The sequence below is a fragment of the Amycolatopsis sp. NPDC005003 genome (genome assembly GCF_053600695.1).
The window spans coordinates 42067-67585 of record NZ_JBSGAI010000047.1; the positions used below are offsets into that span (position 1 = coordinate 42067).

22 protein-coding genes are annotated in these 25519 nt (G+C 71.1%); 6 read left to right on the forward strand and 16 right to left on the reverse strand.

Features of this window, described 5'->3' with window-relative positions; translation table 11 throughout:
• The first annotated feature begins 1 nt into the window (after position 1).
• Both ACWED2_RS39060 and ACWED2_RS39065 read left to right on the forward strand, forming a co-directional pair.
• On the forward strand, positions 2 to 1321 hold the full coding sequence (locus tag ACWED2_RS39060) for an aromatic ring-hydroxylating oxygenase subunit alpha (protein WP_449695554.1): 1320 nt from the start codon (positions 2 to 4) through the stop codon (positions 1319 to 1321).
• Between the two features lie 160 nt (positions 1322 to 1481).
• Positions 1482 to 2282 (forward strand): IclR family transcriptional regulator, encoded by an 801-nt coding sequence (locus ACWED2_RS39065; protein WP_449695555.1) that lies wholly within the window; start codon positions 1482 to 1484, stop codon positions 2280 to 2282.
• A 52-nt stretch (positions 2283 to 2334) separates the two neighbouring features.
• On the opposite strand, the gene ACWED2_RS39070 is transcribed toward ACWED2_RS39065, so the two are convergent.
• Genes ACWED2_RS39070 through ACWED2_RS39080 form a run of 3 tightly spaced genes read right to left on the reverse strand, consistent with a single transcriptional unit; the run spans position 2335 to position 4608 of the window.
• The gene (locus tag ACWED2_RS39070; protein WP_449695556.1) at positions 2335 to 3180 is read right to left on the reverse strand and encodes a mycofactocin-coupled SDR family oxidoreductase; all 846 of its coding nucleotides are present in this window, start codon (positions 3178 to 3180) and stop codon (positions 2335 to 2337) included.
• A gap of 58 nt (positions 3181 to 3238) precedes the next feature.
• Positions 3239 to 3724, reverse strand: a complete 486-nt coding sequence (locus tag ACWED2_RS39075) for a MaoC family dehydratase (protein ID WP_449695557.1) — start codon at positions 3722 to 3724, stop codon at positions 3239 to 3241.
• 35 nt (positions 3725 to 3759) lie between these two features.
• On the reverse strand, positions 3760 to 4608 hold the full coding sequence (locus tag ACWED2_RS39080) for an alpha/beta fold hydrolase (RefSeq protein WP_449695558.1): 849 nt from the start codon (positions 4606 to 4608) through the stop codon (positions 3760 to 3762).
• Between the two features lie 184 nt (positions 4609 to 4792).
• Between ACWED2_RS39080 and ACWED2_RS39085 the strand changes: the two genes are divergently transcribed.
• Positions 4793 to 6361: an AMP-binding protein gene (locus ACWED2_RS39085; RefSeq protein WP_449695559.1), complete on the forward strand. Its 1569-nt coding sequence runs from the start codon at positions 4793 to 4795 to the stop codon at positions 6359 to 6361.
• An 83-nt stretch (positions 6362 to 6444) separates the two neighbouring features.
• Here the strand turns inward: ACWED2_RS39085 and ACWED2_RS39090 are convergent, their stop codons facing one another.
• The 3 genes from ACWED2_RS39090 to ACWED2_RS39100 form a co-directional block, all read right to left on the reverse strand.
• Positions 6445 to 7251, reverse strand: a complete 807-nt coding sequence (locus ACWED2_RS39090) for an SDR family NAD(P)-dependent oxidoreductase (protein WP_449695560.1) — start codon at positions 7249 to 7251, stop codon at positions 6445 to 6447.
• Between the two features lie 58 nt (positions 7252 to 7309).
• Positions 7310 to 8641, reverse strand: coding sequence for an MFS transporter (locus ACWED2_RS39095; protein ID WP_449695561.1), 1332 nt, complete (start codon positions 8639 to 8641; stop codon positions 7310 to 7312).
• Between the two features lie 179 nt (positions 8642 to 8820).
• Positions 8821 to 9672, reverse strand: coding sequence for an IclR family transcriptional regulator (locus tag ACWED2_RS39100; RefSeq protein ID WP_449695562.1), 852 nt, complete (start codon positions 9670 to 9672; stop codon positions 8821 to 8823).
• Positions 9673 to 9884: 212 nt separating this feature from the next.
• Here ACWED2_RS39100 and ACWED2_RS39105 point away from each other — a divergent pair, with 212 nt between their 5' ends.
• Both ACWED2_RS39105 and ACWED2_RS39110 read left to right on the forward strand, forming a co-directional pair.
• Positions 9885 to 11591, forward strand: a complete 1707-nt coding sequence (locus ACWED2_RS39105) for an FAD-dependent monooxygenase (RefSeq protein ID WP_449695563.1) — start codon at positions 9885 to 9887, stop codon at positions 11589 to 11591.
• Positions 11588 to 12979, forward strand: a complete 1392-nt coding sequence (locus ACWED2_RS39110) for an FAD-dependent oxidoreductase (RefSeq protein WP_449695564.1) — start codon at positions 11588 to 11590, stop codon at positions 12977 to 12979. The genes ACWED2_RS39105 and ACWED2_RS39110 overlap by 4 nt, the downstream gene beginning before the upstream one ends.
• A 78-nt stretch (positions 12980 to 13057) precedes the next feature.
• Here ACWED2_RS39110 and ACWED2_RS39115 read toward each other — a convergent pair whose 3' ends face one another.
• The 7 genes from ACWED2_RS39115 to ACWED2_RS39145 all read right to left on the reverse strand — a co-directional run bounded on the left by ACWED2_RS39115 (position 13058) and on the right by ACWED2_RS39145 (position 21115).
• A complete protein-coding gene (locus ACWED2_RS39115; RefSeq protein ID WP_449695565.1) occupies positions 13058 to 14233 on the reverse strand; it encodes a CaiB/BaiF CoA transferase family protein in 1176 nt (391 codons plus the stop codon).
• A 277-nt stretch (positions 14234 to 14510) separates the two neighbouring features.
• Complete coding sequence (locus ACWED2_RS39120) at positions 14511 to 16133, reverse strand: AMP-binding protein (protein WP_449695566.1); 1623 nt, start codon at positions 16131 to 16133, stop codon at positions 14511 to 14513.
• A 61-nt stretch (positions 16134 to 16194) separates the two neighbouring features.
• Positions 16195 to 16983, reverse strand: coding sequence for an enoyl-CoA hydratase/isomerase family protein (locus ACWED2_RS39125; RefSeq protein WP_449695567.1), 789 nt, complete (start codon positions 16981 to 16983; stop codon positions 16195 to 16197).
• Between the two features lie 62 nt (positions 16984 to 17045).
• Positions 17046 to 18215 (reverse strand): acyl-CoA dehydrogenase family protein, encoded by a 1170-nt coding sequence (locus ACWED2_RS39130; protein WP_449695568.1) that lies wholly within the window; start codon positions 18213 to 18215, stop codon positions 17046 to 17048.
• A 16-nt stretch (positions 18216 to 18231) separates the two neighbouring features.
• The gene (locus ACWED2_RS39135) at positions 18232 to 18981 is read right to left on the reverse strand and encodes an SDR family NAD(P)-dependent oxidoreductase (RefSeq protein WP_449695569.1); all 750 of its coding nucleotides are present in this window, start codon (positions 18979 to 18981) and stop codon (positions 18232 to 18234) included.
• A complete protein-coding gene (locus ACWED2_RS39140; protein ID WP_449695570.1) occupies positions 18974 to 20161 on the reverse strand; it encodes a CaiB/BaiF CoA transferase family protein in 1188 nt (395 codons plus the stop codon). Before ACWED2_RS39140 ends, ACWED2_RS39135 begins: the two co-directional genes overlap by 8 nt.
• Before the next feature lie 192 nt (positions 20162 to 20353).
• Positions 20354 to 21115 (reverse strand): FadR/GntR family transcriptional regulator, encoded by a 762-nt coding sequence (locus ACWED2_RS39145; protein ID WP_449695571.1) that lies wholly within the window; start codon positions 21113 to 21115, stop codon positions 20354 to 20356.
• A 169-nt stretch (positions 21116 to 21284) separates the two neighbouring features.
• Between ACWED2_RS39145 and ACWED2_RS39150 the strand changes: the two genes are divergently transcribed.
• Positions 21285 to 22286, forward strand: coding sequence for an LLM class flavin-dependent oxidoreductase (locus tag ACWED2_RS39150; RefSeq protein WP_449695572.1), 1002 nt, complete (start codon positions 21285 to 21287; stop codon positions 22284 to 22286).
• Positions 22287 to 22313: 27 nt separating this feature from the next.
• On the opposite strand, the gene ACWED2_RS39155 is transcribed toward ACWED2_RS39150, so the two are convergent.
• From ACWED2_RS39155 to ACWED2_RS39165, 3 genes are all read right to left on the reverse strand, one after another.
• The gene (locus ACWED2_RS39155; protein ID WP_449695573.1) at positions 22314 to 23417 is read right to left on the reverse strand and encodes an acyl-CoA dehydrogenase family protein; all 1104 of its coding nucleotides are present in this window, start codon (positions 23415 to 23417) and stop codon (positions 22314 to 22316) included.
• Positions 23418 to 23489: 72 nt separating this feature from the next.
• Positions 23490 to 24329, reverse strand: coding sequence for an amidohydrolase family protein (locus tag ACWED2_RS39160; RefSeq protein WP_449695574.1), 840 nt, complete (start codon positions 24327 to 24329; stop codon positions 23490 to 23492).
• A gap of 46 nt (positions 24330 to 24375) precedes the next feature.
• Positions 24376 to 25518 (reverse strand): acyl-CoA dehydrogenase family protein, encoded by a 1143-nt coding sequence (locus tag ACWED2_RS39165; protein ID WP_449695575.1) that lies wholly within the window; start codon positions 25516 to 25518, stop codon positions 24376 to 24378.
• Position 25519 lies beyond the last annotated feature (1 nt).

Below are 25519 nucleotides of genomic sequence, written 5' to 3' on the forward strand. Positions count from 1 at the left end.
CATGTCCGAATACGTCCTCGACGACCGGGAGATGCCCCGGTTCAGGATCAACCGCAAAACGATGACCGACCCGGCAGTGCTCGAACTCGAGCGCCGGCGGATCTTCGAGAAGACGTGGCTCTACCTCGGCCACGAAACCGAACTGCCGAAGCGCAACGACTTCGTCACCCGATCCGTGGCCGGCCGGCCCATGATCTTCTTCCGGGACGGCGCGGGGAAGATCCAGGCGTGGCTCAATTCCTGCCCCCATCGCGGAGCCATGCTGTGCCGGGAAAAGCAGGGCAACGCCCGGTTCATGACCTGCTTCTACCACGGCTGGGCCTTCAGCAACGCGGGCAAGATGGTCTCGATGCCCGGCGACGAGTCCTACGGGCCGGACTTCGACCGCCCGGGCCTGGCGGGTCCGGCCAAAGTGGACTCCTACCGGGGGTTCGTCTTCGTCAGTTTCGACCCGGACGTCGAGGACCTGATCGACTACCTGGCGGGCGCGCGCGAATACATCGACCTGGTCATGGACCAGTCCGAGGTCGGCATGCGCGTCGTTCCCGGCACGCACGAGTACAGCGTGAAGGCCAACTGGAAGCTGCTCGTCGAGAACAGCGTCGACGGCTACCACGCGGTGACGACGCACCAGCGCTACTTCGAGATGATCGTCGCGGCCCGGGGGGAAATCCCCGCCGGCGCGCTGAGCAGGTCGGCGGGCATCGACCTCGGCAACGGGCACGCCGTGGCCGCGAGCGAACCCGTGGGCGAGGGCCTGCTGGGGCGCCCGCTGTCCGAGGCCGGAAAAGCCGAGCGGGCGGCGCGGCTCGCGCGGTTGCGCGAACGTCACGGCGACGCCTGGGTCGACCGCATGGACGGCTCCCGGAACCTGGTCGTCTTCCCCAACCTGATCCTGATCGACCTCGTGATGGGAGTGCTGATCCGCAAGATCGACCCGATCACCCCCGACTACATGGAAGTCACGGCCTGGGAGCTGGTGCCCCCGGAGGACAGCGCGGAGCTGACCCGCCAGCGGCTGGACGACTACCTCACCTTCTGGGGCCCGGGCGGGCTCGCGACCCCGGACGACGTCGAAGCGCTCGAGACCTGCCAGCGCGCCTTCCGCGGCAACCAGGAGCTGCCGTGGTCGGACATCTCGCGAGGGATGAACAAGAGCACCCCCAGCTCGTCCGACGAGCTGCAGATGCGGGTGTTCTGGCGGCGGTGGAACGAACTGGTCACGGGAGAAAAGCTGCCCGCCGAGGTGCACGAGCCCCCGGCGGCCTTCTACCTGGGCCGGCCGAGCTCCGCGGATTCGGTCCCCGCCGCGGCCGAGTGACCGTCTCTTCCCCCGAAGTCCCGCCCCGCCGAGCACCGCGGCCGATGACCCCGGGCCCGGCGGGCACGGGCCGGAAATGCCTGCTTGCGCAGTTTCCCCACCCCTTGTGACCAGGTATTATCTTGAGGACGGGGCGAGCTGAAAGGGCAGCGCGAGGTCCATGGAGAGTTCGAAGCAGCCCGCTCCCGCGGACACCCCGTCGATCCTCTCCAAGGCGTTCGACATCCTCCGCGCCTTCGACTCGGTGCACCGGATCATGACGCTGTCCGAGCTCGCGCGGGCGTCCGGCCTGCCCAAGTCGACAGTGCACCGCCTGCTCGGCCGGCTGGTCGAGCTCGACGTCATCGAACCGCACGGGAACGCGGGCTACAAGATCGGCCTGGGGATGCTCCGCATCGGCACGGTCAGCCCGGCGCTGAGCATGCGGGACTCGGCGATGCCGTACCTGGGTTCACTGCAGCGGTGGACCGGCCGGACGGTGCACCTCTGGGTCCTGCGGCAGTTCGAAGTCGTGTGCCTGGAAAAGCTCGACCAGGCCGGCGTGCTCCCCGCGCCCGGGACCGTCGGCGCGCGGGCGCCGGCCCATTGCACCGCCGCGGGCAAGGCGTTGCTGGCCCATGAGGACCTCGACGACCTGGCCCTGTTCCTGCCCTCGCCGTTACCCGCCGCCACGGTGCGGTCCCGGACCTCGGTCGACGCGCTCGTCCGCGAGCTGCGGGAGGTCCGCGGCAGCGGAGTCGCCCACGAGGCGGACGAGTACCGCCTCGGCCACTCGGGCATCGGTGCGGCGATCGTCGTGCGGGGTTTCGCCGTCGGGGCGATCTCGATCGGCTATCCCAGCGACGACCAGCCTGCCTTCAAGACGGTGTCGGCGTTGCGTGAGGTCGTGGCAGCGCTGTCACGGGACCTGAGCGAAGGCCTGACGCCCGACCGGTACCGGTGGATCCCCGGAGCCGACTGAGCCGTGGCCGGCTCCTCCCGGTCCGCCCGGCGGGGCGGACCGGGACCGGGCCCTACGGCGTGGCCGTACCGCCGTCGACGGGCAGCGCCACCCCGGAAACCAGCCGGCCGGCCGGCCCGACCAGGTAAGCGATGGCTTCGGAGACGTCCTCCGGTTCGACGTAGGGATTGCGCATCGGGGACATGGCCGCGGCGCGCTGGAGAAAGACCTCCGTCGACGGCTCCTCCGCGTCGGGCACGTAGAGCCGCTTGATGCCGTCGTTGTCGAACATCGGGGTGTTGCAGTTGCCGGGCATGACCGCGTTGACGCGGATCCGGTAGCGGCCGAGTTCCTTGGCCATGGTCCGCATCAGCCCGAGCACGGCGTGCTTGGACGCCACGTAGCCGGCCAGGTTCGAGATGCCGGACACCGAAGCGGCCGAACCGGTGAGCACGATGGCGCCACCCTGGTCCTGCTCGATGAGCACCGGCACGGCGGCCTTGACCGTGTGCCACACACCGACGATGTTGACGTCCACGACGTTGCGGAAGGCGTCCTCACCGAGCTGCCAGGTCTTCTTGTAGTCGTGGATGATGCCGGCGTTGCCGAGCACGATGTCGAGCCGGCCGAACGCCTCGAGCCCGGCTCGCAACGCCGCGTCGACCTGCTCCTGGTCCCGTGCGTCCGCGGTGACGGCGACCATCTCGCTGCCCGCGTCCTTGACCAGCCGCTCGGTCTCCGCGAGGTCGTCGGGCGTCGCCATGGCGAAGGGCACGGTGGGGATCTGCGCGCACAGGTCGAAGCCGATGATCTTCACGCCTTCCGCGGCCAGCCGGACCGCGTGCGACCGCCCCTGCCCGCGGGCCACCCCCGAAATGAACGCGACCGCCCCGTCGAGCCCCGTAGTGCTGCCTGTCATCGAATTCGCTCCCTGCCGCTTCGCCAACCCGGGAAATCTATGCATACAATAATAGTAGTTATGGGGTGGTTCCGGAAGTCAGCTGAAGGACGAGGGTGTCGGCGACGCAGGCCGGTTTCCTCGCACCCTCCGCTTGCATGACATAACGGGTCGTGATCAGGTGCCCACCCGAAGCGGTGGAGACGTCCGCGATCTTCACCGTGCACCGCAGCCGCGCCCCCACCGGCAGCGGCGCGGGAAACCGGACCCTTTCCAGTCCGTAGTTGAGGCGAGCGCCCGGCATCTCGTAGCTCACCAGCGAGGCCGCGAAGTACGGCACCAGCGCGAGCGTGAAGTAGCCGTGCACGATCGTCCCGCCGAACGGACCGGCGGCGGCGCGTTCCACGTCCACGTGGATCCACTGGTGGTCACCGGTCAGTTCGGCGAACGCATCGACCCGGGCCTGGTCCAGTTCGAGCCAGGCGGTCGGGCCCAGCTCCTGCCCCAGCACCGAGACCACGTCCTCGACGCTGCGGAACACCTGCACCGGACCAGGCCGGTCCATTGCTGCCTCTCCAACCGCGCGGGAACCGGCCACGGTCAGTTGTTCGCGACGAAGGTGCGGACGGCCAGGGCGAACTCCTCGGGGTGCTCGATCATCGCCCAGTGACCGCAGCGGCCCAGCAACAGCAGCCGAGCGTTCTCTACCTGCTTGACCAGCCGCAGGCTGCCCTCGAACGGAACGACCCGGTCGTCGCGGCCGTGCACCGCCATGGTCGGGACGGCGATCTCCCCCACCCGGCTCACGAAACTCTGGTAGGTCGCCATCAGCAACGGGAAGGTGGTCTTCCAGCCCTCCAGGTGATCCGGGCGGGCGAGCGCGGCCTCCGAGCGCAGCTTCGCGAGCTCGTCGGTGGCGAGAGCTTCGTCGAAACACATGATCCGGACGAGCTTCTTGATCAGCTCCGGCGACGGATCCTCATAGGCGGCGAGGAGAACCTTCAGCCCTTCGCTGATGCCGTTGGGCGCGAAGATGTCCGGGCCCGGGGCGGGCGAACCCATGGTGACGAGGTGGGTGACCCGTTCGGGGTACCGGATGGTCGTCATGACCGAGGTCATGCCGCCCATGGAGTTGCCGACCAGAGCGGCCTTCTCGATGCCCAGGTGGTCGAGCAGCGCGATGAGGTTGGCCGGGTGATCCCGGCCGCCCTCTTCGGTCTGGGTGTCGCTGCGCCCCCAGCCGGGCATGTCGACGGCGATCACCCGGTTGGTCCCCGCCAGCAACGGGATCGTGCTGCTGAAGTTGCTCCAGCCGGTCGCACCGGGGCCGCTGCCGTGCAGCAGCACGATGGGATGCCCTTCGCCCGCCTCGTAGTAGTGGATGCGGTACGGCTCGAGGTCGGCGTACCGGCTCGTCGACTCCTGGGTGATCTCGCCGGAAACGGTCATGACGGAACGTTCTTCCTTTCGGCCGGGTGCCGATCCCCCGTGCTGCCGGATCGGCGTCGCAAGCACCGTCCAACCCGCCGGTGCGGTCGGGCAATGCGGCGTTCCGGCGGCCGGAATCCGCCGTGGCTTTCCCGGGCACCGATCGGCACGGTTGACCACCGAGCCGAGCGAGAGGGCGATGTCGATGACGACGAGCGAAGCCAAGGCCACGGAAACACGGCTGTCCGGCGACACCCTCGCGGATGTGCTCCGGCACTGGGCCCGGCACACTCCGCAGGCACTCGCGCTGTCGGGCACCGGCGCCAGCCGTACCTGGCTGCAGACGTTCGAACGCGCGACCCGGATCGCACAGGGCCTGCTGGCCGCAGGGGTGCGTCCGGGCGAGCGCGTCGGCTACTTCGCCCGGAATCGCCCCGAGTACTACGAAATCGCGTTTGCCGCGGCCATGGCGGGCGCCGTGCTCGTCGCGCTCAACTGGCGGTTGTCCGGGCCGGAGGCCGCCTCGGTCCTGGAACATTCCGAAGCCGTGGTCCTCTTCGCCGAGCCCGATCTCCTCGAGCAGTTGCCCGGCGCGGGGCAGGCGCACACGCGGACCCGGCTCGTGGTCGGTCTCTCGGCCGGACCTGGACCTCATCCGGGCTACGAGGCGTGGCTCGCCCGGTTCCCGGCCGTCGACCCGGAACACCCCGCCGGACCGGCGGACCCGGTCCTCCAGGTGTACACCTCCGGGACCACCGGCCTCCCGAAGGCGGCGCTGTTCTCGCACTCGGCGATCCGGGCGACCACGGGGATCTCGGGCATCACCGGGGTCGGGCGACGGTCGGTGCTGCTGATCTCGATCCCGGTCTTTCACGCCGCGGGCGGCGTGATGGGCCTCATCGGGCTGTCTTCCGGCGCGCACGTCGTGGTGTCGGCCGACGCCTCACCGGAAGCCTTCGGGCGCATGGTCGAGCGCTACCGGGTGACGATGACGGTCGTGGTACCGACCGTCCTGCACACGATGGTCGGCTCCGCGGAACTCGCCCGCGCCGAGCTCTCCAGCCTGCACACGGTGGCCTACGCCGGCGCTCCCATGCCGCCCGCTCTCCAACGCGCCTGCCTGGCCCGGTTCGGCTGCCGGCTCGTCCAGCTCTACGGATCCACCGAACTCATCGGGGTGACCGGTCTCGCCCACGAGGACCACGTCGACGACCGGCATCCGGAGCGCCGCGGCTCGGTGGGCAAGCCGCTCCCCGGCGTGACAGTGCGCGTCGTGGATCCCGAATCCGGCATCGACCGGCCGGAGGGCGTCCTGGGTGAAGTGTGGGCCAAGGCACCGACCGCGATGATCGGGTACTGGCGGGCCCCCGAACTGACCGCCGAAATCCTCACCGGGGACGGATTCGTGCGCACCGGCGACGCGGGGCGGCTGGTCGATGGCTACCTCTACCTCGGCGACCGGCTCCGGGACATGATCATCAGCGGCGGCGAAAACGTCTTCCCCGCCGAGGTCGAGAACGTCCTGCTGGAGCATCCGGCGATCATGGAGGCCGCGGTGGTGGGCGCTCCGTCGCCCAAGTGGGGCGAGACAGTGCGAGCGGTGGTGGTCCGGCGGCCGGGCTCCGAGGTCGGCGCAGCCGAAGTCGTGACGTTCTGCCGCGAGCGGCTCGCCCACTACAAATGCCCGGCGGTGGTCGAGTTCGCCGGCGCCCTGCCACGCAACGCGTCGGGGAAGGTTCTCCGGCGCCTGCTGCGCGACAGTGGTCCGAAGTAGACAGTTCGGCACCTGCCTCGGTCACCACGAACCACGGGCCCGGCCGAAGGAAGCCGGGCCCGTGGTGCCGCCGTCTCGGCGGATCAGTGCAGCTGGGCTCCCCCGTTCACGCCCAGGAGCTGTCCGGTGATGTAGGACGACAACGGGCCGCACAGGAACTGCACCGCGTCCGCGATGTCCTCCGGCCGGCCCAGCCTGCCCAGCGGGATGCCGGCTGCCTGCTCGTCCGCGGCGAATCCGCTCTCGGCGCTTTCCGCGACGACTCTCGCCGTCCTGATGGCGCCGGGCGCCACGCAGTTCACCCGGATGTTCCACTGGGCCACCTCATTGGCGAGGTAGCGCGTGTAGTGGTGAACGGCTGCCTTCACCGGGCCGTACATGCCCAGGTGGCCGCTCGGCAGCGAGATCAGGCCGGCCCCGCTGCCGATGGTGACGATCACGCCGCCACCCGAGTCCCGAAGCGCGGGCACCGCCGCCCGGCAGGTCGCGACGACCGTCCGGAGGTTGGCGTCGACCAGGGCGCCGAGGTCGGCTTCGCTCGTCTCGCTGGCCCGGCTGCGGGCGAACGGGGTCACCGCACCGCCCGCCGTCGTCACGACGATGTCGAGCCGTCCCCAGCGCTGCACCACCTGGCCGATCGCGTCGGCGGCGCAGTCCTGGCTCGACAGATCGACCTCGATGCCGAAACCCTCGCCGGCTCGTGCCTTCAATTCTTGCTCGACCGAGTCCGCTTCGAGCCGTTCCCCGTACTCGGCGGCGCCGTCCAGGTTCCGGTCGAGCACCGCGACCCGCGCCCCGAGACCGGCCAGCCTGAGCGCACAGGCCCGCCCGATCCCCCGGGCTCCGCCGGTCACGACCGCGACGGCACCACTCTGTTCCTTCTGTTCCACGTCACTCCCAACACGAGCGGCCAGGCCGGCCACCGTCACCGGGCCGGCTCCGGTGGTGTCAGCCCGAGACCAGCTCGACCTGACGGGTCTCCCGCAGGAAGACCAGGCACACGAGGCTGACTGCGACGGTGGACGCCATCAGCAGTCCCATGGCGAACACCCCGCTGCCGCCGGCACCGATCGTCGCCGTCAGCAACGGGCCCGCCGCTCCCCCGAGCATCGCCGCGCCCTGGTAGGCGATCGCCGTCCCGGTGAACCGCACCTGCGTCGGGAAGAGCTCGGAGTACAGGGCCCCGATCGTGCCCAGCACCGCGCCGTAGAGCAAGCAGCCGTGCACGACGTAGACCGTGACGATCAGCCCGACCTTGCCGGACTGGATCGCCGGGAAGAGCAGGAACGCGGTCACCAGCATCCCGGCGACCCCCGGTACGTAGATCTTCTTGCGTCCGAAGCGATCCGAAAGGCTTCCGAACAGGGGCACCAGGCCCAGGTTGATCGCCGACACCAGGATCAAGACGTTGATCATCGTCTGCCGGGACACGCCCGAGTAGGTGGTGGCGAAGGTGATCGCGAAGGTGGTGAAGATCGCGTTGATCGCGAACGGGCCGACGTAGATGCCCACCGCGAGCAGGGTGCGCTTCCAGTGCGAGCGGAACAGCTCGGCCACCGGAACCCGCACGATCTCTTCGCCGGCGCGTGCGGCTTTCTCCGCCGGAGTGTCCTCGATCTTGATCCGCATCCACAGCCCGAGCCCCAGCAACACCACGCTGGCGAGGAACGGCAGCCGCCAGCCCCACGACAGGAACTGTTCCTTGGACAACCCGCCCAGGGCCGCGAAAGCCACGGCGCCCAGCAGGAAACCGGCGCCGCTGCCCATCGCCGTCGCGCTGCCGGCCAGGCCCCGCCGGCCGGGGCGGGCCGTCTCCACCGACAACAGGACCGAACCCGCCCACTCACCGCCGACCGCCAGTCCCTGGAAGACCCGCAGGACGACGAGCAGGACCGGCGCGAGTGCCCCGATCTGCGCCGACGTGGGCAGCAGTCCGATCAGGACGGTCATGACACCCATCAGGACGAGGGTCATGATCAGCGAGTTCTTCCTGCTGAACCGGTCACCCCAGTGACCGAACAGAATGCCGCCGACCGGGCGGGCGACGTACCCGACGGCCAACGTGCCGAACGAGGCGATGATCGCCACCGAAGGCGGCATCGCGCGGAAGAACACCGGCCCGAAGACCAGCGTGGCCGCGGTGGAATAGATCGTGAAGTCGTAGAACTCGATGGTGCTGCCCAGGAGTGCGGACACGAACGCCCGGCGGCTCTGGGCCGGAGACACCTCGGATACGGGGACGGTCACCGCCGCGGTGGTATCGCTTTCGGGAACGGACATGAAGCACCTCTCAGATCGACGTTGACGCGAGGGGGCACTGACCACAACGGACACTTTCCCGCCGTGCGGAGTCACGGTGCGGCCGGGCTCCGCTCCCGACAACACGCCGTTCCACACCCCGGACCGGGGAGCGCGTCGAGACCGTCATGTGATCCCGCCGCCGGACGGGACCAGGGGCATCACGAGACGGCAGCTCGCGGCCGTTCGTGCCAGGCCCGATCGGGAACGAGCCGGGCGACCCGGGTCGCCGCTTCGATCGCCTGCGCGCCGTACATCCCGAACCGTCCGCCGATCTCCCCGGACCCGACGCTCGGCACGGACAGCGAGACCGCCGCGCGTGCCGTCCCGCCGATCAGCACCGGCGCCGCGACGCACACCATGCCGTGGCACGCCTCTTCGCTTTCGGTGGCGTAGCCGACGCGCTTGATCTCGGCGAGCTGCGCGGCGAGCCGCCCGGGTCCGGTGACCGACCGGGGGGTGGCCCGGACCAGCGGCTCGCCGAGGACGGAGGCCACCTCCGCGGAAGTGGAGTGGGCGAGCACGGCCTTGCCCAACGCCGTGCAGGTCGCCGGGAACCGCCCGCCCACCCTCGACGGCAGCCGGGTCCCCGCGGGCTTGCAGATCTTGTCGAGGTAGAGGACGTCGGGCCCGCAGAGCACCGCCAGGTGCACGGCGACGGCCTGGGAGCGCTCGAACAGCCAGGCGAGCGGCCGGCACGCGACCTCGCGCAATTCGCCGTACTCCGACCACCGAGCCGCCTCGCTCAGCCGGAAGAAGAGCGGACCGACCCGGTACTTGACCCCCACCCGGTCGACGAAGCCCCGGCCCTCCAGCACCTTCAGCAGCCGGTGCGCGGTGCTCTTGGGCACTCCGACCAGCTCGCCGAGCCGAGTGACCCCGAACTCGGCTTCGGTGGCCTCCGCCATCGCCGCAAGCAGAGCGAGCGCCTTGGACGCGGAGGACTCGGTCCCTCCTGGCACCGTCTGTCGCTCGTCGAGGCCCGCCATCATTCGGTCTGCGCTGACCAGCATGTCTGCTCCCTGTCCTCATGGACATCCGTTTTCCGACGGCCGCGAGTCCGGCGGTCCATCAACCCCCCGTCCTGTGATGCAGACGACAGTGCGCAGACCTGGCACCCACGGGAACCGACTGTTCCAGCCAGCGAAACACCGGACACCGCGGCGGGTTCCGGGGGCCGGGACGTCCGGTTGGCGAGACGCTCGCAGGCGGTCAGCCTTGCCCCGTGACTGCTGCTGACCTCCCAGTGCCCGCCGACGCCGACGTGGTCGTGGCCGGGGCCGGGCCGACCGGCTTCGCGCTGGCCATCGACCTCGGCCTGCGCGGCGTTCGCACCGTGCTGCTGGAGCGCGATCCCGCCACCAAGCCCTACCCGAAGATGGACCGGTCGAACGCCCGGACCATGGAGCTGTACCGGCGGCTGGGCATCGCCGATCGGGTGCGCGCTCTCGGCTACCCCGCCGAAGCGTCGATGGACGTCTTCGTCGCCCGGACCCTCTCCGATCCCGAGCTCGTCCGCCTGCGCTACCCGACGGTCGCCGAGCACCGGGCTCGGATCGCGGCGTGCCGGGACTCGTCCGAACCGCTCGAGCCCTACCAGCTGGTATCGCAGAACGACCTCGAGCCGCTTCTCCTCGAGGTGGCTCGCGAAACCCCGAACGTGAGCGTGCTCTTCGGCCACGAGCTGGTCGGGTTCGAGCAGGACGCGGACGGCGTGGACGTGCGGATTCGCGACCTGGACGGGGCCGCCCACCGCACGCGCTGCCGCTACCTCGCAGGCTGCGACGGCGGCCGCAGCACGGTGCGCCGCGAGCTCGGTATCGCCCTCGCGGGACAAGGCGGGCTCTCCGAGCTGCGCCAGGTTTCCTTCCGCTCCGAGGGCCTCTACGACGCCATTCCGATCGGTCAAGGCCGCCACTACTACCTCACCGGCCCGGAGAACGCCACCTTCGTCGTCCAGGGCAGCAGACGCCACTTCACCCTCAATGCAGTCCTGCCGCCCGACGCCGACCTGGAAGCGGAGGTGCGCGCACGGGTCGGCGGTGAGCTCGGCCGGACGATCGACCTCGAAATCCTCTCCTGCCTGGAATGGAAGCTGCACCTGCTCCTCGCGGAGCGCTACCGGGATGGCCGGGTGTTCCTCGCCGGCGACGCCGCGCACCTGGTGATCCCGACCGGCGGGCTGGGGATGAACACCGGCGTCGGCGACGGCCTCGATCTGAGCTGGAAGCTCGCCGCGACGCTCGCGGGCTGGGGCGGCCCCGCCGTGCTGGACTCCTACGAGTCCGAGCGACGACCGGTGGGGGCGCGCAACGTCGAGGCCTCCGGCTGGGCGGCCGAAGGCATGATGACCTGGCGGCGGGCGTGCACCCCCGAGATCGACGACGACGGGCCGAGGGGCGACGCCGCCCGCGCGGCCGTCGCCGAGATCGCCGAGGTGGAGCAACGTCGCGTGCACGAAATGCTCGGGGCCGAGCTCGGCTACACCTACGCCGGATCGCCCTTGATCGCCGAAGAGCCGGACAACCCGCCGGAATGGCCGATCAGGCCGTACACCCCGCACACCCGTCCCGGAGTCCGGATCCCCCACCTGTGGCTCGAGGACGGCCGGGCGGTCCAGGACGTCCTCGGTCGCGGGTTCACCCTGCTCGACCTCACCGGCGCCGCGGACGTGTCCTCCCTGGCCGCGGCCTTCGCCGGGCGCCGGGCACCGTTCGAGGTCGTGTCGCTCGACGACCCGCACGCGCGCGCGGTGTACGGCTGCGGGTTGCTGCTGGTGCGCCCCGACTTGCACGTGGTCTGGCGTGGCGACGGGCCGCCAGGCGATCCCGGGGCGCTGGCCGAAACCGCGGCGGGACACGCGATCGAGCCGTACCGCAGTCTTCGGCCCACGGGTGCGGAAGCGGCCGTGCCGTCGGGAGCGTCGACGTGAGCGCGCCCGCCCTTCCCGGCGCCGTCGACGTCGTCGTGGTCGGTGCCGGGCTCGCGGGCGCAGCCGCCGCCGTCACGGCCGCCGAGGCGGGGTGCACCGTCGCCCTGCTCGAAAAATGCGGTTCGCCGGGCGGCTCGTCGGTCCTTTCCGGAGGCGGGATGACCTTCGCCGGAACGCCGTTGCAGGAGCGCGCCGGGGTGGCCGACGACCCCGAACTGCTCCGCGCCGACATCCTGGCCGCGGGCGAAGGCCGCAACGACCCCGAGGCCGTCGAGGCCTACATCGCCAACCAGGTGGAGACCGCTCGGTGGCTGGAGGCGAGCGGCGTCGAATGGACCCTGCACGCTCCGCCCGGTGACCCGAGACCCCGCTTGCACTCCACCGCCCGCGGCTACCTGGTGCCGTTCCTGGTGCGCCGGCTCCGGACGCTGGACGCGCACGCTTTCCACCCCGGGACCGCGGCACGCCGGCTGCGCACCGACCGAACCGGACGAGTCGTCGGAATCGAGGTGGAGCAGGCGGCGTCCCGGCACACCGTCACCGTCCGATGTGGAATCGTGCTCGCCTCGGGCGGGTTCGGCCGGGACACCGAACTGCTCGAGACCTTCGCTCCCTCCTGGCTCGACGCGGTGCCGATGAGCGGTGCGGGCAGCACCGGCGACGGGCTGCGCATGGCCTGGGCGCTCGGCGCCGGGCTCCGGGACATGGCTCGGGTGTCGGCGTCCTTCGGCGCGTCGGTGGCACGATTCCCCGACCTGTCCCCGCATCCGGACGACCGGCCGAGGCTGTTGTACCCCACCATGGCCGGGGCGATCGTGGTGAACCGCGACGGCCGGCGCTTCGTCGACGAGTCGTGGAACTACAAGCGGATCTCCGAGGTCTGCCGGAGCCAGCCGGACGGCGTCGGCATCATGGTCTTCGACCAGGCGGTCATGGACCGCTCGGTGGCCGAGCCGCTGCCGCTGAACTGGCGCAGCGGGCTCGAGGACGGCACCGTCCGCGGCGCGGACACCCTCGATGCCCTGGCGAAGCTCCTGGACATCGCTCCGGAGGCGTTGACCGCCACGGTCGACGCCTACAACCACCACGTCGCCGAGGGCGCGGATCCGGACCACGGCCGCCCGCTCGCGGGGCTGGCACCGCTGGATCGGGCTCCGTACTACGCCTTCCCCTGCGGCAACGGCCTGACCACGACTTACTGCGGGCTGCGAGTCGATTCCCGGCTCCGGGTCCTGACGGTCTTCGGCGAACCGATCGACGGGCTGTACGCGGCCGGGGAGATCGTCGGCGGTTTCCACGGAGCGGGCTACCTCAGCGGCACGGCACTGGGCAAAGCCGTGGTCTTCGGCCGTGCGGCGGCCCGTGATCTGACCCGCTCGACGGCCTGAAGGTTCCCGGACGCGCGAAACCCCGCCCGGCGATGCGTCGGGCGGGGTTTCGCGCGTTCCGCGGATCGCCGGGCGGTCCTACCCCCGGGCAGGCCACGCTCCCGGCAGCTCAGCGAGGGCCGCCACCACCTTGTCGGTGTGCTCTCCCAGGCCGGGAGCGCCGGTGGGAGCCGGGCACGGCGTTCCGTGGAAGTCGGCCGGGGTGGCGATCTGCCGGTGTTCCTCGACGTCGACGAAGGTCCCCGCGGCGGCGGTCTGCGGATCGGCGAGGATGTCGTCGAGGGTGTTGACCGGAGCCCAGAGCAGGTCCGGCTTCGTGTCGAGCAGCCGGGCCCACTCGTCGAAGCTGCGGCGGGCGAAGATCTCGTCCAGCTCGGTGATGAGCGCCCGGCAGTTGTCGGCCCGGGCCTGCTGGGTGGCGTAGCGCGGATCGTCGAGCCACTCCACGCGGTCCACCAGCTCGGCGAGGATCGGCCACGCCCGGCCGGGGGCCGGGTTGATGAGCCAGAGCCGGCGCCCGTCGGAAGCGGCGTAGTTGTTCCACAGTGGATTGGACAGCGCCCGCCGGTCCGGGTAGTCCGGCTCGGTCCCGAGCATCAGCTTCACGTGGAGGTCCGCCGCCACGTGATAGGCGGCGACCCGCAGCAGCGACGTGGACACCACCTGTCCCGCACCGGTCCGTTCACGGTCGAACAACGCCGCGCTGATCATCGCCGCCGCGGCCAGGCCGGTCTGGTGGTCGCCCATCGCCTGACGCTGGATGGGCGGCGCCTCACCGGGCACGGTCAGCAGGTGGGCGACGCCGCCGCGGGCCCAGAAGGCCCCGAGATCGAAGGCACCCGCGCCGGAGTCGGGACCGGTCAGCCCGTAGCCGGTGATGAGGGCGTAGACCAGCCGCGGGTTGCGCGCGCGGACCGCATCCGGGTCAAGGCCCAGCCGGGCGAGCCCCGCGGCCCGGACGTTGGTGACGAAGACGTCCGCGCTGTCGAGCAGCGCCAGCATGGCGGCAAGCCCGTCCGCCGACCGGAGGTCGAGAGCCACGCTTCGCTTACCCCGGTTGTCCGGCTCGAAATGCGGGTTCGAGCCCGCACCCGGTGGCAGCACCGCGGCGCTGGCCGCCCGGAGCGGATCCCCGGCCGGTGCTTCGATCTTGACGACGTCGGCGCCCCAGTCGGCGAGTATCGAGGCAGCCGCCGGAGCGGCCACCCAGACCCCCAGCTCGACGACTTTCACGCCCTGCAACGGTCCGCTCAAGGCACTCCCTCACTCGTTCGTTCCTCATCGGCCGCGCACCACGCAAGCCGAAAGCGCTTTCACCCTCTCGGGCGGCCGAGCGTCAGGACGGCTCAACCCGTGCGCCGCACGACGTCCGGGTTCAGGTTCGCAGAGGATCCGGCTCGGGGACAGGCATCGTTCCGCGCGATGAAACGGACGCACGAGCTGGTGTCGCGCCTCTCAAGTCGTTTGACGTCCGGCGGCCGGTGCCGGATGTCCCATGCGACATCCACGCTTCCTCCCCGGTTCGCCTCGCTCAGGCCTCGGCCGGTTCGCGGGCGGCGACCCGGTGCCGGAGCTCGACCTTGCTGATCTTCCCGCCCGCGCTCTTCGGCAGTTCGCCGAAGAGCGCGACACGTTCGGGCAGCTTGTACCGGGCCATCCCCTGGTCCAGGAGGAAGGTGGCGAGCTCCGCCACCGTGACCGGCTGGTTCTGCCGCGTCACGAGGCAAGCGCAGGCGCGCTCGCCGTACACCGGGTCGGGAACGCCGACGACGGACACCTCGGCCACCGCCGGGTGCTTCGATATCGCGATCTCGATCTCCAGCGGGCTGATGTTCTGTCCTCCGCGGATGATCACATCCTTCGAACGACCGACGATCCGCAGGTAGCCCGCCTCGTTCAGGACGCCCAGATCGCCGGACCGGTAGAAGCCGTCCTCGTCCCAGGCCGCCGCGGTGCGCTCGGGCTCGTTGAGGTAGCCGTGGCTCTTGGTCGGCGTCCGCCAGCAGATCTCCCCCGCCTGCCCGGCGCCGACTTCCTCGCCGAATGCGTCCACCAACCGGATCTCGCTGAGCGCGGAGACCTGGCCCACGGTGGTGTGGCGGAACTCGGCCGGGTCACCGAGCTTCGTCATGATCGGGCTGCCACCGTCCGAGGCGCCGTAACAGACGTGGCCGGTGCAGCCGAAGACTTCCTCCATCTTCGCCGCGGTGTGCGGCGGCATGGCCGCACCCGCGTTGGTGAACACCCGCAGGCTGGAAAAATCGTGGTCGCGGACGGTCTCGCTCTGCAGCATCTTGACCACCTGCGTGGGCACCGCGGTGGCCGTGGTGGCGTGCTCGTCCACCATCAGGCGGAACGCGTTCTCGACCGACCACTCCTCCAGCAGCACCGATGCCGCGCCGGCCAGCAGTGGTCCGAGAACCGCGAAGACGTAGCCGACCGCGCCGGTGTTCGCGGGTGACAGGCCAACCGCGATGTCGTTTTCGCCCAGCTCGATCGACCTGATGAACTCCTGCATGAAGGCCCAGAGGTTGTTGTCGGACCAGAGCGACATGCGCGGCAGCTCGGTGGTGCCCGAGGTGACCATCACGTACCTGGCGTCGTTCGGGTCGCGGTCCACCGCGAGTGGCGCCACCTCGCGTCGCGACACCTCGTCGTAGTCGAAGTCCGCGCCGAGGGCCGGGCCGTCCAGTGACCCCACATGGCGGAGGGCGGGAAGTTCGTGCCGCAGGTCGGCGACCATGCGCAGGTAGTCGAATCCGGCCTCGGCCTGCGGGACGACGAGCACCTCCGCTTCGGCGACGGCCAGCAGGTGGCCGATCTCCTTGTGCCGCCAGGCATTCGACAACGGGACGAACACGAGGTCGGCCCGGTTGCACGCCAGGTGGGTCAACGCCAGGGCGAGCCGGTTGCCGCTTTGCACGGCGACCCGCGCTCCCGGCGCGAGCCCCAGGTCCAGGAAGTACCGGCCCAACGCGTGGCTCCGGCGGACGAATTCGGCGTAGCTCAACCGCTCGTGCTGGTCGGCGATCGCCGGCGCATCCGGACGGGTGCGGGCGTGTGCGTCCACGACCGCGTGCAGCGGCCGGTCCTGCCACACCCCGGCGGCGATGAATTTCCCGATCAGCTCGGGCGTCGGTGTTCGGACGGGCATGACCCTCAACCCTCTCTGGTTGCCGGTTCGATCATGATCACGGTTGCGTGCGGGAGCGAGGTCATACCGCGTCCTCGACGACCGCGAGGAACTTCGGCGAGCGCTTCTCGTTGAAGGCGGCGAGACCTTCGCGAGCGTCGTCGCCGACGATCAGGCCCGCCGCGGTCTCGATCTCGAGCTCGAGACCGTGTGGGTCGAGGGCAGGCCGGCTCATCCGCTTCATGAACGCCAGTCCGGGCTGGCTCCGTTCCGCCATCTTGTGCCCCATCGACCAGGCGCTCTCGTCGAACGTCTCGTCGTCGAACACCTGCTGGACGAGGCCGACCTCCGCAGCGCGGTCGGCATGGAGCGTCTCGCCGGTGTACATCAGCCAGCGCGCCAGCCGGGACCCGACGGCGTCGGGCAGCCGCTGGCTGCCGCCACCGCCGGGGACCAGGCCGAAGTTCGCGTGGGCGTCGCCGATTTCGGCCGAGCGGCGCGCCACGATGAAGTCGCACGCCAGCGCCAGTTCCAGCCCGCCCGCGAGGGCGAGCCCGTTGACCAGGGCGATGATCGGCTTCGGACAGTCCTCAAAGGATGCGAAGGCCCGGTGCCAGCCCCGCACCCAGTGCCGGAACCCGTCCGCCGACGACGTCGCGGCCCGGGCTTCCACCAGATCCGCGCCCGCGCAGAACGCTCGCCCGGCACCGGTGACGTGCACGACCCGCACGGTCGCGTCCCGACGGGCATCGGCCACCGCTTGCGCCAGCGCGGCCACGAGCTCCGAAGTCAGCGAGTTCAGCTGTCCGGGACGATTCAGCGTCACCCGCAGGACTCCGCCCCGTTGTTCCCGCAATACCAGCTCTTCCATGCTTCCGCCTTCCTACGTCGTTGTACTCGTTCGGCGGCACGGGCTTCGACCGCCCGCGGCACTCACCTGCCGGGCTGGCGGTACGGCAGGAATTCCCGGCCGAACAGCTCGCGGGCGATGACGATCTTCTGCACCTGGGCGGTGCCGTCCGCGATCTCGACCGCCAGCACGTCGCGCAGGCGTTGCTCGTGCGGGTACTCGCACGAGTAGCCGTAGTGACCGAACTGCAGCAGGCAGTCGTGGATCGCGCGGGAGGAGTAGAGCGGCCCCACCCATTTGGCCATCGCGGCGTCCGCGGTGTGCGGCACGCCGGCCGTACGCTTGGCCAGGGCCCGGTAGCAGACCATCCGGGCGAGGTCCAGCTGCGTGGCGTGCTCGGCGAGCGGGAAGGAGATGCCTTCGAACCGTGCGAGCGTCGCACCGAACGCCGCCCGCGACCGGACGTGCTCGACCGTTTCGTCCACAGTGGCCTGTGCCGCGCCGATGGCCGTGAGGGCGAGCAGCGGCCGGGTGAAGTCGAAGTTGCGCATGACCGTCCGGAAGCCGTCACCGGCCTTCCCGATCAACGCGTCTTCACCCACTTCGACGTCGGTCAGCGCGATGGTGCCGCGCCCCACGGGAAGCCAGCCCGGGTCGTCGATCGACCCCATCCGGACCCCGGGCTGATCCATCCGCACCAGGAAGGCGGACACTCCGCCCGCGCCACCGGCGGGATCGGTGCGCGCGAAGATCACCGCGGCCTGGGCGAACGGGATCGCCGTGATCGACGTCTTCTCGCCGTTGAGCCGCCACCCGGTGGCGGTCCGCTCGGCGGTGGTGCGCATGGCCGCGGCATCGGACCCGGAGCCGGGCTCGGTGAGCCCCAGTGCGACCACGGTCTCGCCCGCCACCAGCCCGGGCATCCACTCCGCCAGCATGGCCGCGGCGGCGTGCTCGCGCAGGATCGAGGTGATGATCAGCGGCGGGAGCATGCAGTTGGCGACGTTGAAGTCGGCGTAGGCCAGCTCCTCCATGGCGAGCCCGGCGGCGGTGAAGTCCGGCTGTTCCTCGCCACCCCATTCCGGCCCGGCGAGCAGGCCGAGCAAACCCAGCTTGCCGAGCTCGCGCTGGCGGTCCCACGGGAACTCTGCCACCCGGGCCCGCCGCAGGTAGCCCGGCGCCAGCTCCCGCCGGGCGTACGCCCGCACCGTGTCCCGCAGATCGCGTTGCTCCTGCGTGAGCCCGAAGCTCATGGCATCCTCCCGTCGTTCACGAGGCCTGCCACCCTCCGTCGACCGCCACGACCTGGCCGGTGACGAACGAGGAACCGGGCGAGACCAGGAACGACACCGCCGCGGCGAGCTCGGCCGGCCGGCCCCACCGGCGCATCGGGGACTGGCTCAGCGACCACTCCTCCGCGGCGGGGTCGGCGCGGAAGACATCGGTCATGTCGGTGTCGAACATGCCCGGGGCGACGGCGTTGACGGTGATGCCCCGGCGGGCGACCTCGACGGCGAGACAGCGCGTCAGCGCGACGACGGAGGCCTTCGTCATGGCGTAGGCCAGCGCGCCGGGCACCCCGAGGACCCCGGTCGTCGAGGACACGTTCACGATCCGCCCGTAGCGCCGCCCGCGCATCCGTTCGACCGCGCCCTGGCAGATCAACAGCGAGGCGACGCTGTTCACCGCGATCAGTTCCTGCAGGGTGCGGAGGTCGACGGCGGCGATGCCGCCCGACGCGTAGACACCCGCGTTGTTGACGACGGCGGCCAGCGGTCCGGCCGTCTCTTCCACGGTGGCGACGAGGGCGCCGGCCGCGGCCGCGTCCACCAGATCGACGGCGAACGGAACCACGCCGGCGCCGAGCGCCGCGGCTGCGGCGGCGACATCGTCCAAAGAGGACTCCTTGCGGGCCGTGACGGCGAGGTCGAACCCGTCCTCGGCGAGTGCCAGCGCGATCGCCCGGCCGAGGCCGCGGCTCGCTCCGGTCACGAGCGCCAGGGGACGTCCCTCACGCATCGCTCGCTCCGATCCCCGTGGTGGCGCCGGTCGTGCACCCACCGGACGGGACGGGACCGGACCACCCCACCTCGGCCAGCACTTCGTGCGTGTGCTCTCCGTGCCTGGGCGCGCCGACGGTCTCGGCGGGCCGTGCCCGGTCGATCCGGAACGGCGGCGCGAGCAGTCGCATGGGCAGCCCCGGGACGTCTCGCACCAGGTCGCGCGCGTGGGCGTGCGGATCCCCCAGCAGGTCCGCGTACGAGTTGACGATCGTCGTGCACGTGTTCCGGCCGGCGAGGACCTCCCGCAAGGCCGATTTCGTCAGTCCCCGGAAGCGGGCGGCGAGCGCCGCCGCCGTCTCGGCTCGGCGAGCCTCGTCGTGCTGGGCGTCGGCGTACTCGTCCAGGCCCAGTGCGTCGCACAGCGCACGCCAGAAGTGCGGTTCCACGGCGCCGACGGCGGCGAACCCGTCCGCGAGCTCGTAGACCCGGTAGAAGGGCCTGCCACCGAACTCGGCCGAGCCACCCGGCCGCAGGGCCACCCCCGCGAGGTAATCGGCGAGTTCGACGGTGGGCAGCAACGCGGCACCGTCGGCCAGCGCCGCGTCCAGCCAGCCTCCCTCGCCCGTCGCCCGAGCCCGGAAGACGAGCGCGACCAGCCCGAGCGCGGGCAGCAGGCTGCCGCCGACCAGGTCGGCGATCGGCACGGTCGGCACGGACGGCACCCCGCTCGTCCCGCGGGGGAGGCGGTCGAGGTGGCCGGAGAAGGCGAGGCCGTTGATGTCGTGCGCGGCCAGCGTCGCATGAGGACCGTCGGCTCCGAAGCCGCTGATCGAACCGACGACCAGGCTGGGGCGACGAGCTCGCAGAACGTCCGGGCCCAGGCCCAGCCGGTCCATGACCCCGGGACGGAAGGACTCCACGACGACGTCCGCGGTGTCGGCGAGACGCAGGAACGCTTCCCGGCCGGCCTCGTCCTTGAGGTCGATCGCGATCGATCGCTTGCCGCGGTTGACGAGGTGGTGCGTCGCCCCCTGCCCGTCCACCTGGACACCGAAGGAGCGCATCGGGTCGCCCGTCACGGGTTCCTCGACCTTGATCACGTCCGCACCGAGGGAGCTCAGCAACCACGTGCAGTAGTTGCCCGGCATCATCCTCGTCACGTCCAGCACACGGACGCCGGCCAGTGGAGCCGCCATGGGGCCACCTCGCAATCTATGGTCATGATAGTGACAATAGATTGAGATCGCGGCAACCCCCAGTTCGCACCAGGGGGTACCAGGGAACGCGACCCAAGACTCAGGATGTGCGCCCGGCTACGATTCGCGTGCGGGAACCAGCACACGCGAGGTCGCAGGACTTGCCGCGCCGCAGGGGACGCGTCGCGAGTCTCAGTGCAGCCAGCGCACGCCGCGGGAGGTCAGCTCGGAATACTTGCGGCGCCAGTAATCGCCCGCCTCGTCCAGGTGCCCGCGCATCGCGTCCTCCGCCGCTTGCGAGTCGCCGGCGGCGAGCGCGTCGACGATCTTCTCGTGCGCGGCGGCCACCGCTTCACGACGACGCGGCGTGTACTCCACTCCCAGTTCTCCGCCGTCGGCGATGGACTTGAGCGTCTCGGTGAACACCCAAAGCACGCTGCTGCCCGCCGCCTCCGCGACCAGGGAGTGGAACTTCCGGTTCTCTTCCAGGAAGAGCGCCTGGTCAGCCGCGTTCTCGCGCATGCGTTCGATGCTGCGGCGCAGCTCCGCGACCTGCTCGGCGCTCACGCGCCGCGCGGCGAGGCCGGCCATCATCGGTTCGAGAGCCAGCCGCGCGTCCAGGACGTCGGTCAGGGAGCTCCCGGCGAACTGGAGCAGGAGCGTCAACGATTCCCGCAGGTCGTCGGGCCGGGGCCGGCGGACCACCGGCCCGCCACCCGGGCCGGACTTGATGGTGATGACACCACGCGTCTCGAGCAGCCGCATCGCTTCGCGCAGCGTGGTCCGGCCGACGTCGAAGACCTCGCTGAGCTGACGCTCGTTGGGCAGTTTGGTCCCCTCGGCGAGGTTGTTGTCCACGATGTGGTTGACGAGCTCGCGAGCCACCCGCTCGGAGGTCTTGGGCGAGCGGACGTTCCGGACCGACCCCCGCGTCAAATCCGATGATGCTGACACGCGCGCACCTTCCCGACAGCGAGGTCGAACTACTACCAAAGCTATTGAACTTACTATAGCCACCCATCCTCGGCGGGGACTTCCCCCACCAAGAAGCAAGCACTGCCGCAGCCCCGTATTCATGCATACAATAACGTCAGTAGCTAGGGTCCCGAAAGCGGAGGAACGCATGGGCGAGCTGTCCGGAACGTCGGTGATGCTGTCGAACATCCACGATGCGGAGGAACTCCTCGGGCTCGCCGACGTCATGGTCGAATGTGGTTACCGCCGGGTGTGGCTCGCGGAGACCGGTGGCCTCGACGCCGCGGCACTGGGCGCGGTGCTCGCTCGCACGACACCGCTCGAGGTCGGCACCTCGATCGTGCCCGTCTACAGCCGGACCCCCGCGTTGCTGGCGATGATGGCCGCCACGATCAGTCAGCTCGGCGGTGGGCGCGCCGTCCATCTCGGGATCGGGGCGGGCGGGCAGGTGATCGTCGAGAAGTGGCACGGCAGGCGGTTCTCGAAACCCGCCGCGACCACGCGGGAGACGATCGAGATCCTCCGCCAGGCGCTGGCGGGCGAGCGTACGTCCGTCGACGGCTCGGCCCGGCGCTCCTCGGGATTCCGGCTGCTCTCGGGTCCCGCGCCGCAGGTCCGCATCGCGATCGGCGGCATGGGTCCCGTGATGGTCGATCTCGCCGCCGAGGTGGCGGACGCGCTCATCGTCACCTGGCTCTCGCCCCGCGTGCTGTCGGCCTTCCACACCACCTTCACCAAAGCGGTCCGGCGCCACGGCCGGGAGCCGCACGAGGTCCGCCTGGTCGCCCGGGTCTACGTCGCCGTCACCGAGACGCCGGAACTGGCCCGCGAGGAGGTGCGCAAGGAACTGGTCGAGTACGTCGTCTCCCCGCCATACGGCCGCTACTTCGCCTCCGCGGGGTTCGAGGACGAAGTGCGCCAGGTCACCGCCGCCTTCCAGGCCCGCGATCGGGCCGGTGCAGTCGACGCGGTGAGCGACCGCCTGCTCGACGAGGTCCTCGTCCTCGGCCGGGACGCGAGCGACATCGAGGCTCCGCTGCGCGCCTACCTGGCCGAGGGCGCCGACGAGATCATCGTCCAGCCGGTTCCGGCCGGTCGCGGCGGAGACCCCGAGCGCACGATCCGCGCGGTGGCCCGGGCGCTCGGGTGACGGTGCACCTCCCCCACCGGCGGCCGGTCAGGTGGTCATCAGGTGCGCACGGTCGTACATCTCCTCGAGCCGTGCGGCGTCCGGGCCGAGGAGCCAGCGGCTGGTCTGCGCCCACGTGACGTACCGATGACAAGGACTCTCCCAGGTGAAGCCCATGCCTCCGTGGAGCTGAACGGCGTCCGCGCCCGCGCGGACCAGAGTCTCCGTCGCCGCGTGCACTGCCAGCGGCGCGGACGCCGAGGCGGCCTCGAGATCGCCCGCCGCCAGGTGACACGCGGCGAGGTAGACCGCGGAAGTCGCGAGCTCCACCTCCACGAGGAGATCGGCGAGACGGTGCTTCACCGCCTGGAACGCGCCGATGGGCTGCCCGAACTGCCGGCGCGCACCGGCGTACGACACGGTCAGGTCCAACGCGGCCCGAGCGGCGCCGACGGACTCGGCCGCGAGCGCCGTCGCGGCACGCAGCCCGGCCCGCCGGATGCGGTCCTCCGCGCCGGGCAGCAGCAGCTCGGCCGGTGCCCCGTCGAGGGTCACGCGGCAGAGCGGACGGGCGGGGTCCAGAGCCGGCAGCACTTCGATCGCGGCGTCGTCGGGGCGCACTGCGAAGAGCGCGACGCCGGTCTCGATCCGGGCCGCCACCAGCAGCACGTCGGCCTGATCCGCCTGCAGAACGGCTTCCTTGACCCCCCGCAGGCGCCAGGCGCCGTCGAGGTGGTGCGCCGTCGTGGTCACGGCCGCCGCGGCCCACCAGGCCGGCCGGTCGGGCACCGCGGCGGCCGCCACCGCGCCCCCGGCCAGCCGCCGCGTCCACCCGGCCGAGGCTTCGTCGTCGCCGGCCACCAGGCCGGCCGCGAACCCGGTGGAAGCCAGCAGCGGTCCCGGATACAGGACGGCACCCGCTTGTTCCAGGACGACGGCGAGCTCGACGGCACCCAGCCCGGTGCCCCCGTGCTCCTCGGCCAGATCGACGGTCGCGGCGCCCATTTCCAGCAGAGCAGCCCACACGCCGGGGTCCGGGGGTTCACCCGCGTCGGCACGCGCGCGCGTCGCGGCGAGCGAAGCCCGGTCCTTCAGCAAGCCGGTGGTGGCCGACCGGAGCATCTTCTGGTCGGCTGTCAGCGAGAACTGCATCGGTCCGGTGCACCCCGTTCCACGTCGTGAGCACTGAGTCCGGGAAGTGACCCGGGAGGCGTCGCGCGTCGGTCAGCCGAGCCCGAAGACCCGGCGCGCCGCCCCGCCGACGACGAGCTCACGGGCCTCGTCCTTGAGCGGCAGCTCGGCGATCGCCTTGAGCGCGTCTCGGTAGTCCATCACCGGGTAGTCGGTGCCGAACAGCACCTTCCCCCGGCCTCGCGAGTTCGCGAACCGGACCATGCTCGGGTCCCAGTAGCGCGGGTGGTGGGCCGAGGTGCCGACGTAGACGTTGCGGTGCTTCCACGCCAGGGCCAGCAACTCCTCCACCCAGGGCCAGCCGGTGTGGGCGCCGACGATCGTCAGCTCGGGGAAGTCGAGCGCGATGTCGTCGAGGTGGATCGGCCGCCCCAGCTCCGAGGGCATCCGCTCCGCGGAGTGCCCGACCTGCATGACCACGGGCACGCCGAGCTCGGCGCACTTCGCGTAGAACGGGTAGAACCGCCGGTGGTTGACCGGGAGCCCGAAGCCGTAGCAGTGCAGGTGGGCACCGACGAAGTGGCCGGTGCGCACCCATTCCTCCAGGCGGCGCACCCCTTGCATGCCCTCGCGGGGATTGATCCCGAACAGCCCCTTCACCCGGCCCGGCATGGCCTCGGCCACCGCGACGACGTCCTCTTCGCGCACGTCCCAGATCAGCTGGGACGTCTCGTACGAGGCCATCTTGGCCGAGGGGATGAGCACGACGTCGACGCCGGCGTCGTCGAGGTGGCTGGTGAACTCCCCGGGCGTCTTCCCGGTGAACCGCAGTCCCCACCACTTCACGACGTCGGCCACCTCCGGCGGGTCCTCGAAGGTGTGCTTGATGCCCTCGGGGGTGAAGAGGTTGCACCAGTAGTCGATCGCTCCCATGCGGTCGTGCTCCTTGTCTGTCGTCGGTCGGTGCGGGTGGCGTCGGTCAGCGCGGCAGGCGCAGCACCCGATCGCCGAGGATCGACCGCTGGATCTCCGAGGTCCCGCCGGCGATCGTGGCGCCGTGGGCGGCCAGGAACCGGTGCCGCCAGGACTCGGAGTCCGCACCCGAAACGAACGCGGGCCCCCATACGTCGGCCGCGAGCGCGGCCACCTGCTGCTGCAGTTCGGAGGAGGTCAGCTTCAGCACCGACATCCGGGGATCCGTCGCCGGGCCGCGGTCGTCGGACAGCAGCCGGAACCACGTCCACCGCAGCAGCTGGACCCGGCCCCAGAGAGCCGCCCAGCGGGCCCGGAAGACGGCATCCGCCCGGCCCTGGTCTTCGGCGATCCGGCGGATCTCCGCGAGCCCGGCGCCCAGGCCGATCGCCACGGCCCCGAGCATGCGCCGTTCCCGGCCGAGCACCGACAGCGCGACCGCCCAGCCGCCACCCACCTCACCGAGGACGTCGGCCTCGGTGACGCGGACCCCGTCGAGGAAGACCTCGTTGAACTTGGCTTCCCCGTCCATCTGCCGGATCGGCCGCACCGTCACGCCCGGGCGGTCCATCGGCAGCGCGAAGCAGGTGATGCCACGATGGCGCCCGGCCTCACGGTCGGTGCGGGCGAGCAGGAGGCCGTAGTGCGCGTAGTGCGCCCCACTGGTCCAGACCTTCTGGCCGCTCACCCGCCAGGCACCGCCCTCGGCGGCGTCGGCGCGCGTGGACAGGCCCGCGAGGTCCGATCCGGCGCCCGGCTCGGAGAAGAGCTGGCACCAGAGTGCCTCGCCCCGCCGGATGGGCTCGAGGTAGGCGCCCTGCTGCTCCGGCCTGCCGAACGCGATGATGATCGGGCCGGCGAGCTCCATGCTCACGAAACTCAGCTGCCGGGGCAGTCCGCGGCGGGCCAGCGCCTCCGCGAACAGCGCCTGCTCGGACGGAGTGGCCCCGGCGCCGTGCGGCGCCGGCCAGGAGAGCGCGGCCCAGCCTCCCTCGACCAGCAGCTCCTGCCAGGCCCGGCCGGCGTCGATGTCGTCGGCCGTCGGTGTCGACCCGTAGTCGCGCAGTCCCGCCGGGACTTCGACCGTGCCCAGCCAGTCCTCCAGGCGCTTCCGGAACGCCTGCTCCTCCGCGGTGAGCTCCAGGTCCATC